This is a genomic window from Natrinema sp. CBA1119, assembly GCF_002572525.1.
Lineage (GTDB): Archaea > Halobacteriota > Halobacteria > Halobacteriales > Natrialbaceae > Natrinema.
The window spans coordinates 2,098,562-2,117,577 of sequence record NZ_PDBS01000001.1 but is presented as its reverse complement, the minus strand read 5'-3'; the positions used below and the strand labels follow the sequence as shown (position 1 = coordinate 2,117,577).

14 protein-coding genes are annotated in these 19,016 nt (G+C 66.1%); 5 read left to right on the top strand and 9 right to left on the bottom strand.

Annotation, left to right across the window (positions count from 1 at the left end):
• The first annotated feature begins 36 nt into the window (after positions 1-36).
• Positions 37-429: a DUF7522 family protein gene (locus tag CP556_RS10375; protein WP_098725550.1), complete on the top strand. Its 393-nt coding sequence runs from the start codon at positions 37-39 to the stop codon at positions 427-429.
• Between the two features lie 48 nt (positions 430-477).
• Here CP556_RS10375 and CP556_RS10370 read toward each other — a convergent pair whose 3' ends face one another.
• The 3 genes from CP556_RS10370 to CP556_RS10360 are packed head-to-tail and all read right to left on the bottom strand — an operon-like array spanning position 478 to position 7,739.
• Positions 478-4,290 carry an ATP-dependent DNA helicase gene (locus CP556_RS10370; RefSeq protein WP_098725549.1) on the bottom strand — a complete coding sequence of 1,271 codons (3,813 nt, stop codon included), beginning with the start codon at positions 4,288-4,290 and terminating at the stop codon, positions 478-480.
• Positions 4,283-5,395, bottom strand: coding sequence for a PD-(D/E)XK nuclease family protein (locus CP556_RS10365; protein ID WP_255291442.1), 1,113 nt, complete (start codon positions 5,393-5,395; stop codon positions 4,283-4,285). Before CP556_RS10365 ends, CP556_RS10370 begins: the two co-directional genes overlap by 8 nt.
• Positions 5,388-7,739 carry a hypothetical protein gene (locus CP556_RS10360; RefSeq protein ID WP_098725548.1) on the bottom strand — a complete coding sequence of 784 codons (2,352 nt, stop codon included), beginning with the start codon at positions 7,737-7,739 and terminating at the stop codon, positions 5,388-5,390. The genes CP556_RS10365 and CP556_RS10360 overlap by 8 nt, the downstream gene beginning before the upstream one ends.
• Before the next feature lie 235 nt (positions 7,740-7,974).
• Between CP556_RS10360 and CP556_RS10355 the strand changes: the two genes are divergently transcribed.
• On the top strand, positions 7,975-8,379 hold the full coding sequence (locus CP556_RS10355) for a CBS domain-containing protein (RefSeq protein ID WP_098725547.1): 405 nt from the start codon (positions 7,975-7,977) through the stop codon (positions 8,377-8,379).
• A 139-nt stretch (positions 8,380-8,518) separates the two neighbouring features.
• Here CP556_RS10355 and CP556_RS10350 read toward each other — a convergent pair whose 3' ends face one another.
• From CP556_RS10350 to uvrA, 5 genes are all read right to left on the bottom strand, one after another.
• The gene (locus CP556_RS10350) at positions 8,519-9,997 is read right to left on the bottom strand and encodes an APC family permease (RefSeq protein ID WP_098725546.1); all 1,479 of its coding nucleotides are present in this window, start codon (positions 9,995-9,997) and stop codon (positions 8,519-8,521) included.
• Positions 9,998-10,198: 201 nt separating this feature from the next.
• Positions 10,199-10,609: a hypothetical protein gene (locus tag CP556_RS10345; protein ID WP_098725545.1), complete on the bottom strand. Its 411-nt coding sequence runs from the start codon at positions 10,607-10,609 to the stop codon at positions 10,199-10,201.
• 143 nt (positions 10,610-10,752) lie between these two features.
• Complete coding sequence (locus CP556_RS10340) at positions 10,753-11,766, bottom strand: DUF7972 family membrane protein (protein ID WP_098725544.1); 1,014 nt, start codon at positions 11,764-11,766, stop codon at positions 10,753-10,755.
• A 133-nt stretch (positions 11,767-11,899) separates the two neighbouring features.
• Positions 11,900-12,319: a DUF7994 family protein gene (locus CP556_RS10335; RefSeq protein ID WP_098725543.1), complete on the bottom strand. Its 420-nt coding sequence runs from the start codon at positions 12,317-12,319 to the stop codon at positions 11,900-11,902.
• A gap of 99 nt (positions 12,320-12,418) precedes the next feature.
• On the bottom strand, positions 12,419-15,382 hold the full coding sequence (gene uvrA / locus CP556_RS10330) for an excinuclease ABC subunit UvrA (RefSeq protein WP_098725542.1): 2,964 nt from the start codon (positions 15,380-15,382) through the stop codon (positions 12,419-12,421).
• A 240-nt stretch (positions 15,383-15,622) separates the two neighbouring features.
• Here uvrA and CP556_RS10325 point away from each other — a divergent pair, with 240 nt between their 5' ends.
• The 3 genes from CP556_RS10325 (at position 15,623) to CP556_RS10315 (ending at position 17,689) form a co-directional block, all read left to right on the top strand.
• On the top strand, positions 15,623-15,856 hold the full coding sequence (locus CP556_RS10325) for a DUF7385 family protein (RefSeq protein ID WP_098725541.1): 234 nt from the start codon (positions 15,623-15,625) through the stop codon (positions 15,854-15,856).
• Positions 15,857-16,139: 283 nt separating this feature from the next.
• Positions 16,140-16,643 (top strand): hypothetical protein, encoded by a 504-nt coding sequence (locus tag CP556_RS10320; RefSeq protein WP_098725540.1) that lies wholly within the window; start codon positions 16,140-16,142, stop codon positions 16,641-16,643.
• A 116-nt stretch (positions 16,644-16,759) separates the two neighbouring features.
• A complete protein-coding gene (locus CP556_RS10315) occupies positions 16,760-17,689 on the top strand; it encodes a ferritin family protein (RefSeq protein ID WP_098725539.1) in 930 nt (309 codons plus the stop codon).
• A gap of 17 nt (positions 17,690-17,706) precedes the next feature.
• On the opposite strand, the gene CP556_RS10310 is transcribed toward CP556_RS10315, so the two are convergent.
• Entirely contained in the window at positions 17,707-18,831 is a 1,125-nt protein-coding gene (locus CP556_RS10310; protein WP_098725538.1) for an aminotransferase class V-fold PLP-dependent enzyme, read from the bottom strand.
• Positions 18,832-19,016: the final 185 nt, after the last annotated feature.

Genomic DNA, 19,016 nt, shown 5'->3' with positions numbered 1-19,016 from the left:
ATACAATTTATCAGAGAGGAACTCCGAGACGAGACCATGAGTCTGGGCCAGACCGTCTGGGACGAACTGGAGGAGCGATACGGCTCCGATCTCCGCGTCGTGATCCGGTATCACCCGTCGGAGTTCGAGACGTGTATGCGGGAGGATATTCGGGGGCAGTACACCGAAGCGGAGGTACGGGAAATCGTCGACGACGCCATCATCGAACAGTTGAGTCTCGACCGAAAAGAACAGGCGATCAAGACGGGGGACCTCCACGGTGTCGTCCAGATCTTCGATACCGCCTGGGTGCTGTTCTGGCCCGATACCCTCCACACCAAATCCGGGTTCATCGTCTCCCTCCAGCGAGCGCAGTCGTCGATCGAGATGGATAGCATCGACGACGTCGATCGATTTCTGAACGAAGAAATCTCCCCATCGATATCGTGAGTCCGTTCGCGGACCCGACAGCGTCGTACCTGCGGTTCCGAGTTCGACTCAGTCGTCACCCACTCCATCGGTCTCGGGCGTGTACTCGTCCGGTCCACAGCCCAGCGACCGGTGCGGACAGTGCCGACAGTGCTCGCCCGGCGTCGTCTCCGCGAACGACGGCTCGTCGACCGACTCGAGCGTCTCCCGGACCGCCTCCCACGGCGGGAGATCAGCGGGCTCGAGGAGGTCCACGCGGGGACCGTCGTCCCCGTCGAGGTCGCCAACGTAGACGTAGCCCGCCGCCGCGATCGGTTCGTCGAACCGGTCCGCGCAGGCACGGCGGTAGAGCGACAGCTGAACGGCGTCGTCGGGAGCGATCCGCTCGGCGGTGGCCTTGTAGTCGAGGACGGCGAGGCCGCCGTCGGGCAGCCGCCGGATCGAGTCGACGTAGCCGACCACGTCACCCGTCACGCCGGCGACGTCCTCGAGCGAGAAGGGGAGCTCCGCGGCCAGCGGTTCCCACTCGGCGATCGGCCGGTCGAATTTCGGGACACCCGCCTCGAAGTACCGATCGACGCAGGCGAGGACGGCCTCGCGGTGCTCGAGCAGGTTCCGCGCGGTGAGCTGTCTAACGGCGGCGTCGCGCCACGCCTCGCGGGTTCGGTACTCGCGGTGGAATGCCTCCTCGGCGACGTCGTGGAAGACGGTGCCGACGAGCCGCGACGCCGAGTCGTCGGCCGCTGCGGGCGGTCCGCCGTTCGTCTCGGTCGGCGAGATTACCTCGCCGCCGGCCTCCGACGAACCCGCATCACCGATTTCGGCTGCCGCGAGCGGATCGTCGAACGCACGAACCGCGTGATCGAGGTAGTGTTTCCGGGGGCAGGTCTCGTGGGTGTCCATCGCGGAGTAGCTGTGTCGCATCGCGACCGGCAGTTCGGTCGCCGACGCGAGCGTCTCGACCGGGAAGCGGACGGTGTCGGTCGTCAGCGCGGACGGCCGGCGACCGCTGGGCACGCGGAGCTGCGACCCCTCGTCTGACCCGTCTTCACCGAGGTTTCCACCATAGCTGGCCGCGTCGGCTGCCGGCAACAGCGTGCCATCGCGGAGCTGTCGGCCCAATCGATGGACGGTCTCGATCGCCGCTCGAGTCTCGAGCGGTTCGACGGGTCGGTCGTCGTAGTCGGCGTAGTACGTGATCGTTCCGGGACTCTCGCCGGCCGAGGCAGCGATCTCGTCGGTTCGGTCGACCACGGTTTCGGGGTAGGTCTCTCGGACTCGCTCGAAACTCTCGGTCAGCGACGACCAGAGATCCATCCGCTGGCCGGTCACCGACCACTCGATGTCGCTCGCGAGACAGGCCTCGGCCGTCGAGGCGGCGAGTTCGTCCTCGTCGCCGTCGTACTCGTACTCGGAGCCGAACAGGAACAGGTGGTTCTCGGCTCGGGTGAGCGCGACGTGGAGGACGCGCCACTCCTCGCCGACCCGCTCGGCGGCGAGGTCGGCGAGCAGGGGCGAATCGACGTCGGCGTCGAGCGCCGCGGCCAGCAGCCGATATCGGGCCCGCTCGACGTAGTCGCCGTCGACGCACCACTCCTCGTCCGTGAGGTAGGGGGCGAGGACGGTGTCGAACTCGAGGCCCTTGGCCTGGTGAACCGTCATCACGTCGACGCTGTCCGCGGACCGGCTCCCGCGAGTTCGATCGCTCCCGCCGCCGCGAAGCGTCGCGGCGAGCGCGTCGACGAACTCGGTCGACAGCGACTGGACGACCCCGTCGGAGTCGTAGGCCTCGACGAATCGCTCGATGCGATCGAACGCCGCCCGCTCCTCGCTCGTACAGAACCACTCGATCCGAGTGAGTTCCCGGAACCGGCGGACGAACCCGGAGAGCGGATAGATATCTCGGAACCGCTCGAGTTCCTCGAGGTGCTCTCGGACCCGCTCGATTCGATCGGGGTGCTCGAGCTCGAGCGCTTCGATATCGGCGTCCATCACGGCGTCGGACAGCGATCCGTCTCGCCGTTGCAGCGTCGCCAGGTCGGCCGCCGTGAGCCGGTACCGGTAGAGGAGCACGCGCCGGAGGTGGGCGTCCGCGTCCGGCTCGACCAGGACACGGAGGTACGACAGCACCGTCTCGATGCCGGGCGAGACCTCGCCACGGGGCGAGCCCGAGATCTCGTAGGGGATCCGCAGCTCCCGGAGCTCGTCCGCGACCGCCTGCGCGTGGCGGTTGGTCCGGACGATGACCGCGAGATCGCCCAGCGAGCGCCGGGGGACGTTCGCGGCCTCGCCGTTGAGCAGCCGAGAGACCGTCGTCGCGACCTGTTCGGGCGTCGACTGGGGAACCCGATCGCTCTCGACTTTGACGACGCGGTCCGGAGGTTCGTCCTCGTCGTAGGTGCCGGGCGTCCGGCCGTCCTCCCGGAGCGTCTTCGAGGACTGGGGCCCGTACTCGCAGGCGTTGGTCAGGTCCAGAATTTCTTGGCGGGAGCGGAAGTTGAGCTCGAGTTCGATCGCCTCGTGGTCGTCGTAGGCGTCGGCCAGCCGGTCGAGTCCCTCGCGGTCGGTGCCCCGCCAGCCGTAGATCGCCTGATCCTTGTCGCCGATCGCGAGCAGGTCCGGCCGGTCCGGGCCGTCCGTGAGTTCGGTGAGGAGGGAAAACTGAGTCGCGTCGGTGTCCTGAAACTCGTCGCAGTAGACCTGCGTCCACTGGCCGGTGATTTCGTCGGCAATTGCCGTGTCGTCCAGTAAGCCAGTAGCCGTCCGAACCAGCTCGTCGAAGTCCAGCACCCGCTCGGTCTCGAGGGCGTCGTGATACTCCGCGTAGACATCGGCGTAGTGGCGGGCCAGCCGGAGGAACTCGACGTAGTGTTTCAGGCGACCGAAGGGGGTCTGTTCGATCCGGCTCGTGGCCGTCCCCCAGATCCGGTTACCGAACAGCGCCCGCGGCAGGTGTTTCGTCGTCGTGTCGTCCAGCGAGAGCGCCTCGATCGTGTTCGTCACGCACTGCTGGAGCACCCGAAGGTAGCGATCGACGTCGCGAACGAAGTCGTCGTCGCGGAAGGCCGCCGGCGCTTCCGCGATCTTCTCCCGGCAATACGAGACGAGTTTGCCGTAGTCGATCAGCGACTCCCGGGCCGCCTCGCAATGCTCGTCCCGATTGAAGTAGCGAAGCGCCTCGTTGTCGAAGGACAGCTCCTCGCCGGCGGTCCGCTCAAGCCAGAGGACGAACTCGTTGCACAGCTCGAGGGTGCGCACCGGCGGCAGTCCCGACTGCAGTTGCTCGGGCGTGATGTTCTCCTGGCTCATCGCCTGAATGAACCGGTCGACCGCGTCCGTGAGATCGGTCGGCGAGCCGTCGTTGCGCCCCGAAGCGGCCGCGAAACCGTAGTCGTTTTCGGCGAGCAGCCGACCGATGAGTCGCCGTCGCGTGCGCTCGGTGACGACGTCGAACTCGGGCGAGTAGCCCAGGTAGTAGGCGTACTCGCGGACGAGCCGGTAACAGAAGGAGTGGTAGGTGTAGACGTCGATCGCCGCCGCGGTGTCGGGCTCGAGTCGCTCGGAGACCGCCGCGCGGATGCTCGCGGCGGCCTCGTTCGCGAAGGTCAACACGAGCACGTCGTCGGGATCGACATCGCCCCGTTCGATGGCGCGCTCGATCCGGACGAGCATCGTCGTCGTCTTCCCGGTGCCGGCCCCCGCGTCGACGGAGGTACAAGCCGCGCGGCTGTCGATGACCGCCTCCTGGTTACCCCTGGGCTCGAGGGCTGCGGCGGACGCGAGGCCGGAGATAGCCGCAGTCTCGAGATCGTCCTCAGTCGGACCGGCCCCCGGATCGAGGGCCCGTTCTTCACCGCCGCCCTTCGGTGATTCGTTATCCATCGAAGCGCACCTCCGCCGCGATGTACTCCTGACAGCAGACGGTGTACTCACAGTCCGGACAGGAGTTGTCCGCGATCCGGTCCCACCGATCGGACGGATCGAACGGTCCCGATAGCAGGCTTGTAGCGACCGCTGCGAGTCGATCGTCGACGGTCCCGTTTCGATGCTCGTGAGTCATTCCGAAGGTATGGTGATCGACGTAGACATCAGTTAGATCGACGATCTCGAGATTCGTTTCGACCGTCTCGCGGACCCAGTTCACCGCCGTTCCCGACCGATCGGCCAGCGGGATCTGGACGTATCGGCAGGTTCGGTCGCCGAGTTCGAGCCGGTCGCGGAGGTCGCGGAGCCCGTCAAGGACGACGGCGGTCTCGAAGAGCGCGCCGACGGGATCCGGTTCGAACGTCGCCGATTCGGTGTCGAAGTGCTCGGTAAAGAGATCCTCGACGTCGCCCGCCCAGTCGGATCGGTAGCGCAGGAGGCCCAGGGGTGCGAGCGTCGGGACGAACCGGACGCCGACGATCGACGAGCCGTCGCCGTAGACGTAGTCCACCGCGGTGTCGATCGTCACCGCGTCCGAGTCGGCCGTCCGCGTCGATAGCTCGATCGTACTCGAGAGCGGGAGCCCCGGTCCGATCAGTTCACCGCGGGCGGCCTCGGCGTCCAGTCGCGCGATCCCCGTGGCGTGGTCGACCCCGACGCGCTCGAGGTACGCCGAAAGCGTCGCCTCGAGCACCCGCCGTTCGTGACGGCGCTGGGCGACGGAGTGAAAGCGCTCGTCGTACTCGTTCCAGCGAGCCGAGAGTCGATCCCGGGCGGCGCTCTCGAGTGGCTCCCGTTCCGTCTCGCCGCTTCGGAGCGCGTCGCAGAGAGCGCTTCGCAGGAGGGAAACGCGGTCTTCGACGGTGCGGTCGTCGTCGCTGCCCTCGAGGCCATGGACGTGTGCGAACTCATATCGGCGAGGGCAGTGCAGGGTGGTCCGGAGGCCGTCGACCGACAGCGAGGGAGGGGCTGTCGCGGTGTCGGCGTCGTCGGTGTTGGCGGCGGGGTTGGCGTCATCGTCGGCGTCGGAGTCAGCATCGGCGGTGGCGTCGGTATCAGTCATTTCGGACCACCTCGCCCGCGGCGAACTCGAACTGCGAGCGGACCGCTTCGGCAAGTTCGGGGTCGATCTCTCCCTCCTCGAGCACCACCGCGATCTCCTCGAACAGCGCCTCGGTCTCGCCGAGATCGGCCTCGCCGCCGGTGCTGACCTCCCGGAGCACGCGCTCGAGTTCGCCGCGGGGCTGGGCGAGCAGCGCCTCGAGGGCGTTCGTCTCGCCGTGGATCGCCGCGTCGGCGGCGGCGTCGACGTCCTCGAGTTCGAGTCCGGGCGTCGCGTCGATCAGTTGCAGGTAGCGCGACTCGTCGTAGCTCCGGCGCAGGCCGCCGGCGCCGCGCTCGTAGGAACAGCAGTAGAGGGCGCGGTCGGCGGCACGGGCGCCGAGCGCGAGCCGCCGCCGGGACCGCTGGGCGTGGTAGGTCTCGAACGGGTCGCCGACATCAGCTGCGTCCGCAGAACGCTTTGCGTTCCGCTGGGCTGCGGAAGACGACGCTGTCGTCCTCCGACCGTCGACCGTCGCGAACGTGTTTGCGATCGACTCGAGGGACGGATTCGTCACCGCGGGATAGGCCGGCATTTCCCGGAGCCACGCCGTCGGGAACAGCTGTGTGAGGAACTGCTCACCCGGGTAGGTCTCGTCGATCAGGTCGAGCAGGAAGACCGCCTCGCGCGAGTCGTACTTCAGGTCGCCGACGGCGCAGACGGTCACGCCGCCGGTCGGCGGCCGCGTCTCGACCGCGTGGACGTAGGGCGCGTCGTACCGGATCGTCCGCCGGAGCATCCGGCGCAGGCCCTGCCAGTCCGGCCCGACGAGGTCCGTCTCCTCGACGAAGTCGGCGATCTCCAGGACGCGACGGACCCCCTCGTACTGCTCCCGGGCGTCGACCCACGCCTCCTCGCGAGCGATCCGCCCCTTGAGGTCGGTGCGGCGGATCCATCGCTCGAGCGAGTGACGAACGCTCACACCGGCGGTTTCCGCGAGCAAATCTGGCGAAAATCCGGGTACTCGAGCGCGGAGGCGGTCCAGCGAGACCGCTCGTGGATCGCTCGCGTCCCGCGTCGGCTCGGCGGGGTCGATCCGCTCGAGCCCGTTGCCGTCGCGCTCCCGTTCGCACTGGCAGGTGACGACCGCGTAGAGCTCGTTCACCGCGGGATCCTCCGCGAGCGAGGGGGTACCGATCGTCGCGGTCGGGACGCCGGCGTCGCGGAGCCGCCGCCTGGTCTCGGGGACCCGTTCGATCCGCGGAACGGCGACGGCGAACTCGTCGTAGGACCAGCCGTGGCGGTCGCGAAGCGACTGGATCTCGGTCGCGACCGCCCGGAGCTGCTCGCGGACGGTTCCGGTACGGATGCGTCGCGCTCGGCCTCTCGAGTCCGTCTCTGCCGGGTCCGCGTCCGCCGAGTCTGCGTCCGGTGGCCCCGCTCCGTCGCCGACGGCGGCAGATCGAACCGGAGAGTCGCCCGTGGCGAGAAATCGCGCGATCGGCTGGTGTGGCGGCTCGGTGTCGGTATCCCCATCACGCACTGTTTCGGGCTCGAGCGTCTCGACCGCGAGTCCCGCGTCGGTCGCGATCTCGTCGATGCGGCCCGGTTCGACGCGCGTCCGTTCGACGCTGGCGTGTCGTTCGCCGACACAGACGAGATCCGCATTGCGTGTAAGCGCCGCGAGGTACCGCCGATCGAGTCGGCGATACTCCTCGAACTCGACGGCGAGAACGGCGTCGAACGAGCCGGTGACTCGCGTCCGGAGTCCGTCCGCGTTCGCCTCGAGTCGCTCGACGGCCTGCGGGATCACGTCGGCCCGTTCGACGTACCCCCGGTCGTCGATCTCGGTGTGAAATCGGTCGTTCATCGCGTACAGAAAGGCGAGACAGTCGTGGGGATCGTCGAGGTCGTCGAGTCGGATACGTTGGCGAGTCGCCTCGAGCAGCAGTTGCCCGACATCGCGTGCGAAGCTCTCGTGGGCGGCGGCGCGCTGGAGATAGTCGGGGACCGATCGGCTCGCGCCGTCGATCACCAGCGAGATGAGCTCGATCCGCTCCTCGTACTCGAGGCGGGACAGCGTCGGATCGTACTCCTCGATGGTCTTCGAGGCGTGTTCCGGGAGCGACTCGACGCGGGGAGAATGGGGACCGCCGTCTGCCTCCCAAAGGTCGACATCGGCGAGCGCCTCGGTCAGGGACTCGAGCCCCGCCGGATGCCGCTTCAGGACCAGGACGTTTCGAGGCCCGTACTCGGCGGCGAGCGTCGCGTACTCCGCAGCGATCGCTGCGAGCACGTCGGTACTGGGCCCGGGTGCGGGAAGGAGCGTACACGATCCATCGAGAGTGGGCGACGCGGGGGCCATCAGTCGGTACGTCACCGAGTATGACGGAGTTCCTATTTAAATTACGGCATCAGCGCGGCGGCGGGCTTCACGACAGCGTCGCGACGACGCTTCTCACCCGCCCGTTCGGCCGGATCGAACGTGCGATCGCTTCGCTGTGGGTATCGCCGCTGCGATTCCGATCGTCGTCCGCCGCTCCGGGTCCGCCCGAATCCGCTCCGACAATCATTATAGTGAGTACCGAGTACTGTCCCGCATGGACGATATTTTCGTCGCTCGAGTCATGTCCACGTCGGTACGGACGGTGGCTCCGGACACGCTCGTCGAGGATGCTGCCAACACGATGCTCGACAACGGAATCGGGTCGGTCGTCGTCGTCGACGACGAAAACCAGCTCGAGGGGATCCTGACGACCACGGACTTCGTGCGAATCGTCGCCGAGCGCCAGCCGAAGGATCGGACGCCGGTCTCGGAGTACATGAGCACGGGCGTCGTCACGGCGTCGGCCCAGGACAGTATCCGCGACGCCGCGGACGTGATGGTCGAGCACGACTTCCACCACATCCCCGTCGTCGACGAGGAGGAAGGCGTCATCGGCATGGTCACGACGACGGACCTGGCGGGGTACGTCTCGCGCGTGCAGTCGCCCAGTCCGGAGTGATCGGCCGACCCGTTCCGAACAGGTGGATTCGATATCGGTGGCTCGAGGGAGCAGCGCCTCGGGACCGACGGGATCGGCCCGGGCCGGTCGAGTCCGGACCGAACTGCCAGTTTTCGGCTGAACGGAACCCAGTAACCGACTAGTTGTCGGCGGTACCGGGAGTGCTCCCGGCTTCTTCGTGGGTGTGTAGCAACGACATCTCCTCGCGGAGATCGACCCCGTTGGTGGCCGCCGATCGGACCCGATAGCGGTACCCGAGCGAGGCGACGATCAGGAGGACGAACATGACGAGCAGCGCCGAGGGCGCACTCGCCGCGACGAGCAGCATGAACACGAAGGAAACGACGACGTTCCCCACAGCGACCGCCTTGAGCACCGGCAACGGGAGCTTGTAGATCGAGTCAGCGTAGCGCCGCGGGAACACCGACGGGAGGTTCCACAGTGCGACGCCGCCGATCATAAAGGAGAGGAAGATGCCGGTGACGATGAGGACGACCAGCCAGTCGAGGAACGCGGGGCCGGTCAGCTCGTCGAAGACGTCGACGAACGGCGCCGCGATCAGGGGCGGAACGCCCATGAAGATCACCGCTCGGTGAGGGGTGTCGAATCGGTCGTGGATCCCCGCGAAGAACCCGGGGAGCAGTTTGTCGCGCGAGGCGCGCATGACCGTCCGCGAGTAGGACGTGTACAGCGTGTTGATGGTCGTCGCGGCCGCGATCAGCGCCGCGACGGCGATGAACGCGATCGCCGCGTCCGGCAGCGTGCCGAACTCACCCGCGACGGCCGCGAGCGCGCCGTCGACCGCCTCGCCGTCCTCGCCAACGGCCGCCCGCCACGAGGCCCCGCCGACGAGCGCGACGACGATACCGACCGAGAGCACCGCGACGAACGACATCCCGATCGCGAGCACGCGCGGGATGTTCTTGACGGGATTCTCGAGTTCCTCGCCGATCTCGATGATCATCGCGAATCCCTGGTAGGGGATGTACAGTAACACGATCGCGAGGAAGAACGGTGCCAGCCCCTCTTCGAACGGTTCGCCCTCCCCCGCGGGGAACATCGGATCGAAGTTGCCGACATCGAACGACAGGAGTCCGCCGACGATGAACGTCAGCATACCGGCGATCAACACGGCGACGAGTCCGATCTGGACCCGCGCGGCTATCTGGATGCCGACGTAGTTGAGCAGCAAGAACAGGGCGAGAATCCCGACCACCGCGACCACGGTGTTGACACCCAGTCCGACCCCGACGACCTCGAGGAGGAAGGGCAGGTACTGGGCGAAGCCGAGCGCGGCGAACAGCAGGTAGGCCCAGACGGCGACCACCGGGAGCATAATGTTGAGAAAGCCCCAGTAGGGGCCGACCAGGCGCGAGCCGTAGACGTAGGCACCCCCCGCGACGGGGATCGCCCCGCCGAGTTGTAACAGTTGCAACACGCCGAGCGCCATCGGAACGATCGAGACGAGGATGGCGATCGTCACGCTCGGGCCGGCCGCCGCGGCCATCTGCGTGGGAACGAGGAAGATGCTCATTCCCAGCGCCGTCCCGATCAGTAACGCGATCGCCGCCCCAGGCCCCACCGTTTCGCGAATCAACTTGAAGTCATCCGTCGCCACGTTGTATCACGAATTGTCGTGATACTCAGCCCCTTATTAATGTACTACTTCTGATCCAGTAATACTAATCAGTAACATAAAAATAATATAATGAGATGCAGCAGTCATTGTATGAGATGTGGCAAGCATTGTACTAGTCCCGCGAACGGCCCCGCTCCGTCCGGATAGCGAGAGGGGAGGCGGAACCGAAGATTCCGTCCGCTATCGAGGGACTGAGTCGGCGTCGTCGCCCGCCTCGAGGTCAGTGTCGTCACTCGCCTCGAGATCGGTGTCGGCCGAAGTATTATCTTCGGCGATCCAGCGGACGATTTCGTCGAGTCGATCCCGGAGCGTCCGGGCTTCCGCCGGCGTCAGCTCGATGTCCGCGTGACCCGTTCCGTGGTCGCCCGCCATCGCGTCGATACTGAGAACGACGCGGTTCCCGTCCGTCGATTCGGGCCGTACCGACACGTCGGCTCGATCCGGATAGTCCCGCGGCGGACCGATCTCGAGGTCGGTTTCGCCGCGCGTAACGCCCACCCGGACGCGCTCGGAGTGCTCGAGATCGAACGAGTCCGTCCGATCCTCCTCGCCCGGCGTCGGCTTCTCTCGAGGTGTGGGTTCCTCTGGCATATGTAGTCGTTGTTCGGCCGCTCCCTTGGCTGTACTCCCGGCCGGTTCCATCCGCGGCCGGTTTCATCCGCGGCCGATTTCGTCCTCGGCCGGATCCATCAGGGTACCAGCGAACGGACGCGAGACGCGAGTAGTAACGGGAATTAGTTCGAGGAGCGCGGGACAAAGGGGCCAAAATCGGCAGTCCGTGCAGCGATCGTGGCGATCCGAAGCGCGTAGCTCAACAGGACCATGAACGGGAGGAAGACGAGCACGACGCCGCCGGCGGCGATCGCCAACAGGAGCCACGGACTCGAGATCGCGTCGGCCAGCCGCGAGTACGAGAGCACGAGCAAGCCCCCGCCGACCAGCGTCGGAAACCCGACGTACAGGAGCATCCGCGAGAGGACGGCGAGTTCGTGCTGGACGTACAGCGTCTTGAACGTCTGCCGAGCGATCGCGAGGAAGCCGAGCAGTTCGATCAGTTCCTCGAGCGGTTCCGTCTCGTCGAAGGCATCGCCCCACTCGTCTCGGAAGGTCCGCGCTGCGTGGTAGTAATTTCCCTGGTGGTGGCCCAGTACCGCCGACAGCGCCTCGAACGTGCCGAATTCGGCGTCTTCGAGCGCGTCGGAAACCGTTTCGCCGTCCGACTCGAGGGCGGCGATGAACCGCTCGAGTTCCGCCCGCTTGTCGGGGTCGGCGTCGTTCGCGAGCGCGTCGGGCAGTTGCCGGGCACGATCGACGGTCGCGGTGACGATTCGATTCAGGAAGGCGGCCGGCGACGCCGGACTGACGCCCGAGTTCGTCACTTCCTCGACGTCTCGCTGGAAGTCGGTCATCCCCTCGAACCGAGCCCTGAGATCCGGCGTCCAGCCCAGTTCCTGGGACAGCACCAGCTGGTTGATCGCCAGGACGATCGTGATAAAGGGGAGCGTCCCGCCGACGAGCGACCCGTAGAGCGTGACCACGGTTCCCGCGTCGTTCACCGGAAACAGGTCGCCGAGAAACAGCGCGACGACGGCGACGTACAGCCCGAACGACAGCGCGCCGGCGATCACCAGCCGGTCGCCGTCGAGCAGCGCCCAACGCTTGATCGGCGACTCGGTCACCGTTTCGTAGGTCAACTGGCTCTCCTCACCGTCGGCGGTCGTCGACAGCGACCGATCGCGCGCGCTCATGCCGGCACCGACAACGGCGTCGCTGAAAAGCGCCGGTACGGCATTGCGACCAGTGCTCCCGCGAGCGAGAGAGCGCACCCGATCCGGCACCGGGTGCGAGCGCTCGAGCGGTCACTGTTACCGTCCGTCGGTATCAGTCGACGACGAACGTCTCGTCGTCGATGGACGCGCCGCCGACCCAGCACTCGCGGGCGAACCACGCGAAGTAACCGACTACGCCGACCGTGAGAACGGCCTCGAGCGGGCCGAGACCGGTGATGGTCTCGCCTGCGAGGAGGCCCGCGACGCTGACCGCGGCCCACCCGACTGCCAGCAACGCGATGGCGATCGCGGCGACGCGAGGCCAGTCGAGGGTGGTCGACCCGATCGACACCCGTTCTCGGCGTCCGGCGACGACCATCGCACTACCGACGACGACGAGCCACGAGACGAGCAGGAGTAGCGAGGGGGTCGTCGGCACGCCCAACACGGCGACGAAACTGGCGGCCAGGAGGAGCGTCGCGACGCCGCCGCCGGTGAGCCCGCGACGAATAATCGCCTTTCGCCTGTTCATGCGACGATAGTCGTCGGCTCCCGCCGTTAACGATTCGGATCGCACCGGTACCGGCCGACGGGTTTTGCCGTCGCCTCGAGACGCGATTCGGCCCGCCGATCAGTCGTCGTCCAGCGGCGCGCTCACTGGTTCGACGCGCTCGCCGCGCGGCCCGTCGAGATCCACTTTCGGCAGCAGGTCCCGCAGATAGCGACCGGTGTGGGAGTCCTCGAGGCGAGCCACGTCCTCCGGCGTGCCGGTCGCGACGATTTCGCCGCCGTTCTCGCCCCCCTCCGGGCCGAGATCGATGACGTGGTCCGCGTTCTTCACGAGGTCGAGTTCGTGCTCGATGACGGCGATGGTGTTGCCGTTGTCGGTCAGCCGGTGGAGCACGTCGATGAGTTTGCGCTCGTCCGCCGAGTGGAGGCCGGTCGTCGGCTCGTCCAGCAGGTACAGGGTCTCGCCCGAGTCCTTCTTCCCCAACTCTTCGGCGAGCTTGACCCGTTGGGCCTCGCCGCCCGAGAGGGTGGTGGAGGGCTGACCGAGCGTCATGTAGCCGAGGCCGACGTCCTGCAGCAGTTCGAGTCGCCGGCGGATCTGGGAGTTGGACTCGAAGAAGTCGGCGGCCTCCTCGACTTCCATCTCGAGGACATCGGCGATGGTCTTGCCCTTGTAGGTGACATCCAGCGTGGCGTCGTTGTAGCGCGCGCCGTCGCACTCCTCGCAGGGGACGTAGACGTCGCTCAGGAAGTTCATCTCGATCTTCACCGTCCCCTGCCCACCGCACTCCTCGCAGCGGCCGCCCTTGACGTTGAAGGAGAAGCGTCCCTTCTCGTAGCCCCGCTGTTTCGAGAGCGACGTCGAGGCGAACAGCTCCCGGACGTAGTCGAAGACGCTGGTGTACGTCGCGGGATTGGAGCGCGGCGTGCGGCCGATTGGCGACTGGTCGATCAGGCGCACGGTTTCGATCTCCTCGAGCCCCTCGAGGGCGTCGTGCTCCCCGGGAATCACGCTCGTGTTGTCGTTCATCTGGCGAGCGAGCCCCTTGTAGAACACGTCGTGCATCAGGGTGGACTTCCCGGAGCCCGAAACGCCGGTAATGGCGGTGAAGCACCCCAGCGGGATGTCTACGTCGAGATCCTTGAGATTGTGCTGGCGCGCGCCGCGGATCGTCAGCGCACCGTCGGGATCCCGGCGCTCGTCGGGAACTGGAATCTGGCGCTTGCCCGAGAGATAGTCGCCGGTAATCGATCCTTCGGTCGCTTTGACCTCCTCGACGTCGCCGTTGGCGACGACCTCGCCGCCGCGCTTGCCGGGGCCGGGCCCCATGTCGATGACGGCGTCCGCCCGCCGCATCGTCTCCTCGTCGTGTTCGACCACGAGCAGGGTGTTGCCGAGGTCGCGCAGTTCCTCAAGCGTGTCCAGCAGCCGGTCGTTGTCCCGCTGGTGGAGCCCGATCGAGGGCTCGTCGAGGACGTAGAGGACGCCGACGAGTCCGGAGCCGATCTGCGTGGCCAGCCGGATGCGCTGGCTCTCACCGCCGGAGAGCGTCGAGGCCTCGCGGTCGAGCGTGATGTAGTCGAGGCCGACCTCGCACATGAACCCGAGCCGCGCCCGGATCTCCTTGAGGATCTCCTCGGCGATCACCTTCTCGCGCTCGGTGAGGTCGGCTTCCATCGACTCGAAGTGCTCGCGGGCGTCGCCGATGCTCATCGCGTTGATCTCGGTGATCGAACTGTCGTCGACCAGCACGGCGCGACTCGCGGGCTTCAGCCGGGTGCCGTCGCAGGCCGGACACGCCGTGGCCGACATGTAGTCCTCGATGTGCTCCCGCGTCGAGTCGGAGTCGGTCTCGAGGTACCGGCGCTCGAGGTTGGGGATGACGCCCTCGAAGCGCTTTTTCTTCCGGCGGGTGCCGTTTTTCGTGCGCCGCTTGAACAGCACCTCGCCGTCCGTCCCGTAGAGGAACGCCTGCTGGATATCCTTCTCGAGGTCCGCGAAGGGCGTCGACAGCGAGACGTCGAAGTGCTCCGCGACGGCGTCGAGGCGGGTCTGGTAGTACGACCGGTTGTAGCTCCAGGGCTCGAAGACGTGCTTGAGCGGCTTGGACTCGTCTTGCAGGACGAGGTCCTCGTCGATCTCCTTGGTCTCGCCCAGGCCCTCGCACTCGGGACAGGCGCCGTGGGGCGAGTTGAAGGAGAACGAACGGGTCTCGATCTCGGGGATGTCGATCCCGCAGTGCGTGCAGGCGAGGTCCTTCGAGAACTCGACGACGAAGCGGTCGTTCTCCTCGGTCTCCTCGCCGAGCGCGCCGGTCCGGCGAGCCTCCTCGCCGAGATCGGCGGCGACTTCCGCGGACGCCTCCGGCAGGATCACTTTCAGGACGCCCTCGGCCTCGTCGAGCGCCGTCTCGACGCTGTCGATGATGCGCGGGCGGTCCTCGGCGCTGACTTTCACGCGGTCGACGATCACGTCGACGGTGTGGTCGAAGTTCTCGTCGAGGTCGGGATCGGCCGTCGTGAGATCGTACTCCTCGCCGTCGATCTCGACGCGGGCGTACCCCTCCGCGACGAGTTCCTCGAAGAGGTCCTCGAAGGCCCCCTTCTGGTCGCGAACGACCGGTGCCGCGAGTTTGAGCTTGGTTCCCTCGGGCAACTCGAGGATGCGCTCGACCATGTTCTGGGCCGACTGTTCGCCGACCTCGCGACCGCAGTCGGGACAGTGGGGGGTGCCGACGCGGGCGTAGAGCAGTCGCAGGTAGTCGTGGAGTTCCGTGACCGTCCCCACCGTCGAACGGGGGTTGTTCGCGGCGTTCTTCTGATCGATCGAGATGGCCGGCGAGAGCCCCTCGACGGTCTCGACCTGTGGCTTGTCCATCTGCCCGAGGAAGTTTCGAGCATAGGCCGAGAGACTCTCGATGTATCGGCGCTGCCCTTCGGCGTAGACCGTCTCGAACGCGAGCGATGACTTGCCCGAGCCCGAGAGACCGGTGACGACGGTAAAGGCCTCTCGAGGGATCGAGACATCGATATCCTTGAGGTTGTGTTCCTCCGCACCGCGTACTTCGATGGTGTCCTTGCTCATCGTTCGATCGCAGAGCGGGACTGTCTGTCCTGTCGGGACGGTTCCAGATTCATTGTATCTGAGTCAGTGGCCGGAAGGACTTAACGAGTCTGAAAGCACAATGCCGTGCTACTAATTAGCAAGCAGTGTTCGAACGTCTCGGAAGCATTGTCAATCGACCGCAATCAGCAGACGATCCGTAACGGGAACCGGGTCTCGATTCTCTCCTATTTTTATGAACACTGAGCCAGAAGGGGACGTATGGACGACGTCGACTTCGACGAACTCGTGGCTGCGGTAACGCTTCGCGAGGAAAACCAGGCGATCAAGAGCTATCAGAACACGGTGGCGATCTCTTGCCCGGCCTGTGGCACCCAGTTCGACGACCTCATCGTCTGCAAGGAAAACCCGACGAGCCTCAACCTCTCGAAACAGCTGGATTTGTGCGTGGGATCGGCGGACGATCAGGCGGTTATCTTCACGCACAAGAAATAGCGTTCAGCCCCGCTAAACCACCTCTTCAGCTATCTTCTTATAAGTCACTGCACACCTGATCGTACGACTGCGCAGCGATCAGTGTGTAAATCGTCTCAGTGGCTACTATAGCGGAGAGCAACGTGATCAATCGTCTCCGAACTCCGTCTGTTTCGCGTCTTGGGCCCCGTGATACCGAGTCGACTGTCCACCTCCGAATCCGGAATCACTGTGCGCCGGTCTCGAGTCCGGAATCGGGCTACCGGGACCAAAGTGACTTCGGCCGGCAGCCCCAAGGGGACCTATGAGCGACGACGCCGCGGACGCGCTCGCGGTCGACGAGTTCGTCGAGTACTGCCGGACCCAGGCCGGCCTGCTCTCGGGACGCGTCGAGACGATGGGCGAAGAGGCCGACGAACTGCTCGACGAGATCGACCGCGAGATGGCCGAAATCCGATCGCGGCTCGAGACCCTCCCGGACGAGGTGCCCGCGACCGAAACGCCGTCGACCGCGGACGTCCCGGCGACGAGCGAGGTCGACGTCGCGGCGATCGAGGAGTTACAGGAGAAACTCGAGGAGAAGCAACTCCTCGTGGAGGCCAAACAGGCCCGAATGCAGGCGTTTCAGGAGCTGGCCGCTGGCTATACCGAGTTGGCCGAGGATCTCCCTTCCGAGGCGGCGAACGGGCAAGAGGCCCTGACCAGTATCGTCGAGTTCGAGGCCGACGTAGACGCGCCGGCGTACTTCGACGAGCGGGAAACGATGGTCGAAGCAGCGGCTTCATCCGCCGATTCGGAGACCGAATAGTGGATCGATAGCGCGGACACGGAGTAGATCGATCGCCGTGCTACTGCTCGTTCGTGACTAGTCATACGTGATACCCACCCGAACGTTCATTTGTCATCGTATTGTGATGGCAACACATGACAATCGACTACAGCGAGCGCGAGAAATCGTACGAACTCTATCGAAAGGGCAAGCGAGAGGGGACGTGGGATCCCGACGACTACGACCTCGAGGGGGACCGGGCCGACTGGAAGCGATTCTCCGAGGCCGAACAACATCGGTTCCTTGCGACGTGCTCGGGGTTTTACGACGGCGAAGAGGACGTCACGCGGACGCTCGCGCCGTACATGATGGCGCTGGACGCGCTGCCGAACGACGAGATGCCGTTCGACACCGTACAAGAGGAGATGTTTCTGGCCCAGCAGGTCTACGAGGAAGCCAAACACACCGACCTCTTCAGCCGCTACTTCGAGGAGGTCTTCGGCACGCAGGAGACGGCACCGTACCGCGAGGGCGGCTATCAGGAGCAGGGGTACAGCACGGACGATCTCTACGATACTGCGGACGACCTGCTGGCGGCGATCAACGGCGGTGACCGAACCGAACTCGTCTACGCGCTCGGCGAGGCCTACCTGAACTACATGGGGATCGTCGAGGCGCAACTCGCCCGCGGCGGCTACCTCAGCTTCGACCAGATGATTGAACTGAAAGCCGAAGAGATGGGCCGGGACGTCGTCCTCGAGTCGTTCCAGACGGCTATCGGGAAGGTCCGTCAGGACGAGACCCGACACATCGAGAACGGGCGCTGGGTCATGAAACAACTGGCCGAGGCCGAACCGGACATCGTCGCGGACGTCTACGAGCCGCGCATCGAGGAGTACGTCGACAATCGATTGCTAGCGGGTCCCCTCTACGACGAACAGCCGTTCGAGGGCTACGACCAGCGCAAGATCGGCAAACAGGTTGTCCAGTACCTGCAGGACACGATCGACTACATCGGTGCCGATCGATTCGAGCGGTACGGCGACGTTCGAGCCGTCCTCGAGGAACGGCAGGCCGCCAACTGAACCGGAGCCGACGGCCGTCAGAACTCGGACTCGAGCGCCTCGAGCAGCGCGTCCACGTCGGCTCGGCTGTTGAACGCGTGGATGGACGCGCGAATCGCGTCCGGATTCGGGAGGGACCTGACGACGATTTCTCGATCGGCGAGTCGCTCGACGGTCCGCTCGGGGTCGTCGACGGCGATCGTCACCAGTCCGGACTCGTAGGAGCGCGGACTCAGTAGTCGGTCGTCCGGAACACCCTCCTTGAGCCGATCGGTGAGGCGTTCGATTCGCCGTTGGATCGTCTCGAGCCCGATCTCCTCAAGGATCGCGATCGCTTCGGTCAGCCCGGCGTGGGGAGCCGGACTCGCGGTCCCGACCTCGAACCGCCGCGCGCCCGCCGCGTACCGATAGTCGGTCGCGTTCGCATCCTCGACGCTCCGGTAGCCGATCGCTGCGGGGACGAGATCCCCCTCGACGCCGCCGCGGACGAACAGAAAGCCGGCACCGAAGGGGGCGAGCAGCCACTTGTGACCCGCGGCGACGACGAAGTCGGCACCCCACTCGCGGACGTCGACCGGAACCTGCCCGGGCGACTGAACGGCGTCGACCAGCACCAGCGCGCCGGCGTCGTGAGCGACTTCGACGATCGCTTCGACCGGGAGCCGCGTCCCGTGGGTCCAGGTGAGCGAGCTCACGCAGAACAGCGTCGCGTCTTCGGCCGCTGCCCTCACCGCCTCGAGACCGCCGTCGAGCCGTCCGCCCTCTGTCTCGAGCGTGCGAACCTCGACGCCGTCCTCGCGCTCGAGGCGCTGCCACGGCAGGATCCCCGCGGAGTGCTCGAGATCGGTTCGAACGACGACGTCGTCTTCGTTCCAGTTCAACGCGCCCGCGACGCGGTTGATCCCGTCGGTCGTGCTCTGCGTGAGCGCGATCTCGTCCAGCGACGCTCCGAGCAGGTCGGCGACGGCCGCTCGCGCCTCGTCGTAGACTTCGAACGCTGCGGGATACATCCCCGCCGCCGCGGGGGCCTCGTACTCGTGGTGCTCGAGCGCCGATTCGGCCGCCTCGACGACTCGGCGGGGGCTCGGCCCACCGGCACCCCAGTTGCAGTAGACGGACGACTCGAGGGCCGGCATCATCTCGCGCAGATCGGTCGGTTCCATAGGTCGACTGTGGATCGCCGTCGGGTTCGTTCTGGCGGTCGCTCTCGAGTCGCGGACCGCATGCCGTCGCTGAACGAGGAACGAGCGTTCGAAACCCGCTTTTTCCGCTCCGTTCGGCGGGAGGGGTACTTAACTGCCCACGATATACGGGGTTTCCGCGATCAGATTACTATCCGTCGGGAACC

What these genes read in the sequence shown, in the direction of transcription:
- CP556_RS10315 (WP_098725539.1), top strand. Translation starts at nt 16,760, where the DNA reads ATGACAATCGACTACAGCGAGCGCGAGAAATCGTACGAACTCTATCGA.
- CP556_RS10360 (WP_098725548.1), bottom strand. Translation starts at nt 7,739, where the DNA reads ATGGCCCCCGCGTCGCCCACTCTCGATGGATCGTGTACGCTCCTTCCC.
- CP556_RS10325 (WP_098725541.1), top strand. Translation starts at nt 15,623, where the DNA reads ATGGACGACGTCGACTTCGACGAACTCGTGGCTGCGGTAACGCTTCGC.
- CP556_RS10320 (WP_098725540.1), top strand. Translation starts at nt 16,140, where the DNA reads ATGAGCGACGACGCCGCGGACGCGCTCGCGGTCGACGAGTTCGTCGAG.
- CP556_RS10335 (WP_098725543.1), bottom strand. Translation starts at nt 12,319, where the DNA reads ATGAACAGGCGAAAGGCGATTATTCGTCGCGGGCTCACCGGCGGCGGC.
- CP556_RS10310 (WP_098725538.1), bottom strand. Translation starts at nt 18,831, where the DNA reads ATGGAACCGACCGATCTGCGCGAGATGATGCCGGCCCTCGAGTCGTCC.
- uvrA (WP_098725542.1), bottom strand. Translation starts at nt 15,382, where the DNA reads ATGAGCAAGGACACCATCGAAGTACGCGGTGCGGAGGAACACAACCTC.
- CP556_RS10365 (WP_255291442.1), bottom strand. Translation starts at nt 5,395, where the DNA reads ATGACTGATACCGACGCCACCGCCGATGCTGACTCCGACGCCGACGAT.
- CP556_RS10370 (WP_098725549.1), bottom strand. Translation starts at nt 4,290, where the DNA reads ATGGATAACGAATCACCGAAGGGCGGCGGTGAAGAACGGGCCCTCGAT.
- CP556_RS10375 (WP_098725550.1), top strand. Translation starts at nt 37, where the DNA reads ATGAGTCTGGGCCAGACCGTCTGGGACGAACTGGAGGAGCGATACGGC.
- CP556_RS10345 (WP_098725545.1), bottom strand. Translation starts at nt 10,609, where the DNA reads ATGCCAGAGGAACCCACACCTCGAGAGAAGCCGACGCCGGGCGAGGAG.
- CP556_RS10340 (WP_098725544.1), bottom strand. Translation starts at nt 11,766, where the DNA reads ATGAGCGCGCGCGATCGGTCGCTGTCGACGACCGCCGACGGTGAGGAG.
- CP556_RS10355 (WP_098725547.1), top strand. Translation starts at nt 7,975, where the DNA reads ATGGACGATATTTTCGTCGCTCGAGTCATGTCCACGTCGGTACGGACG.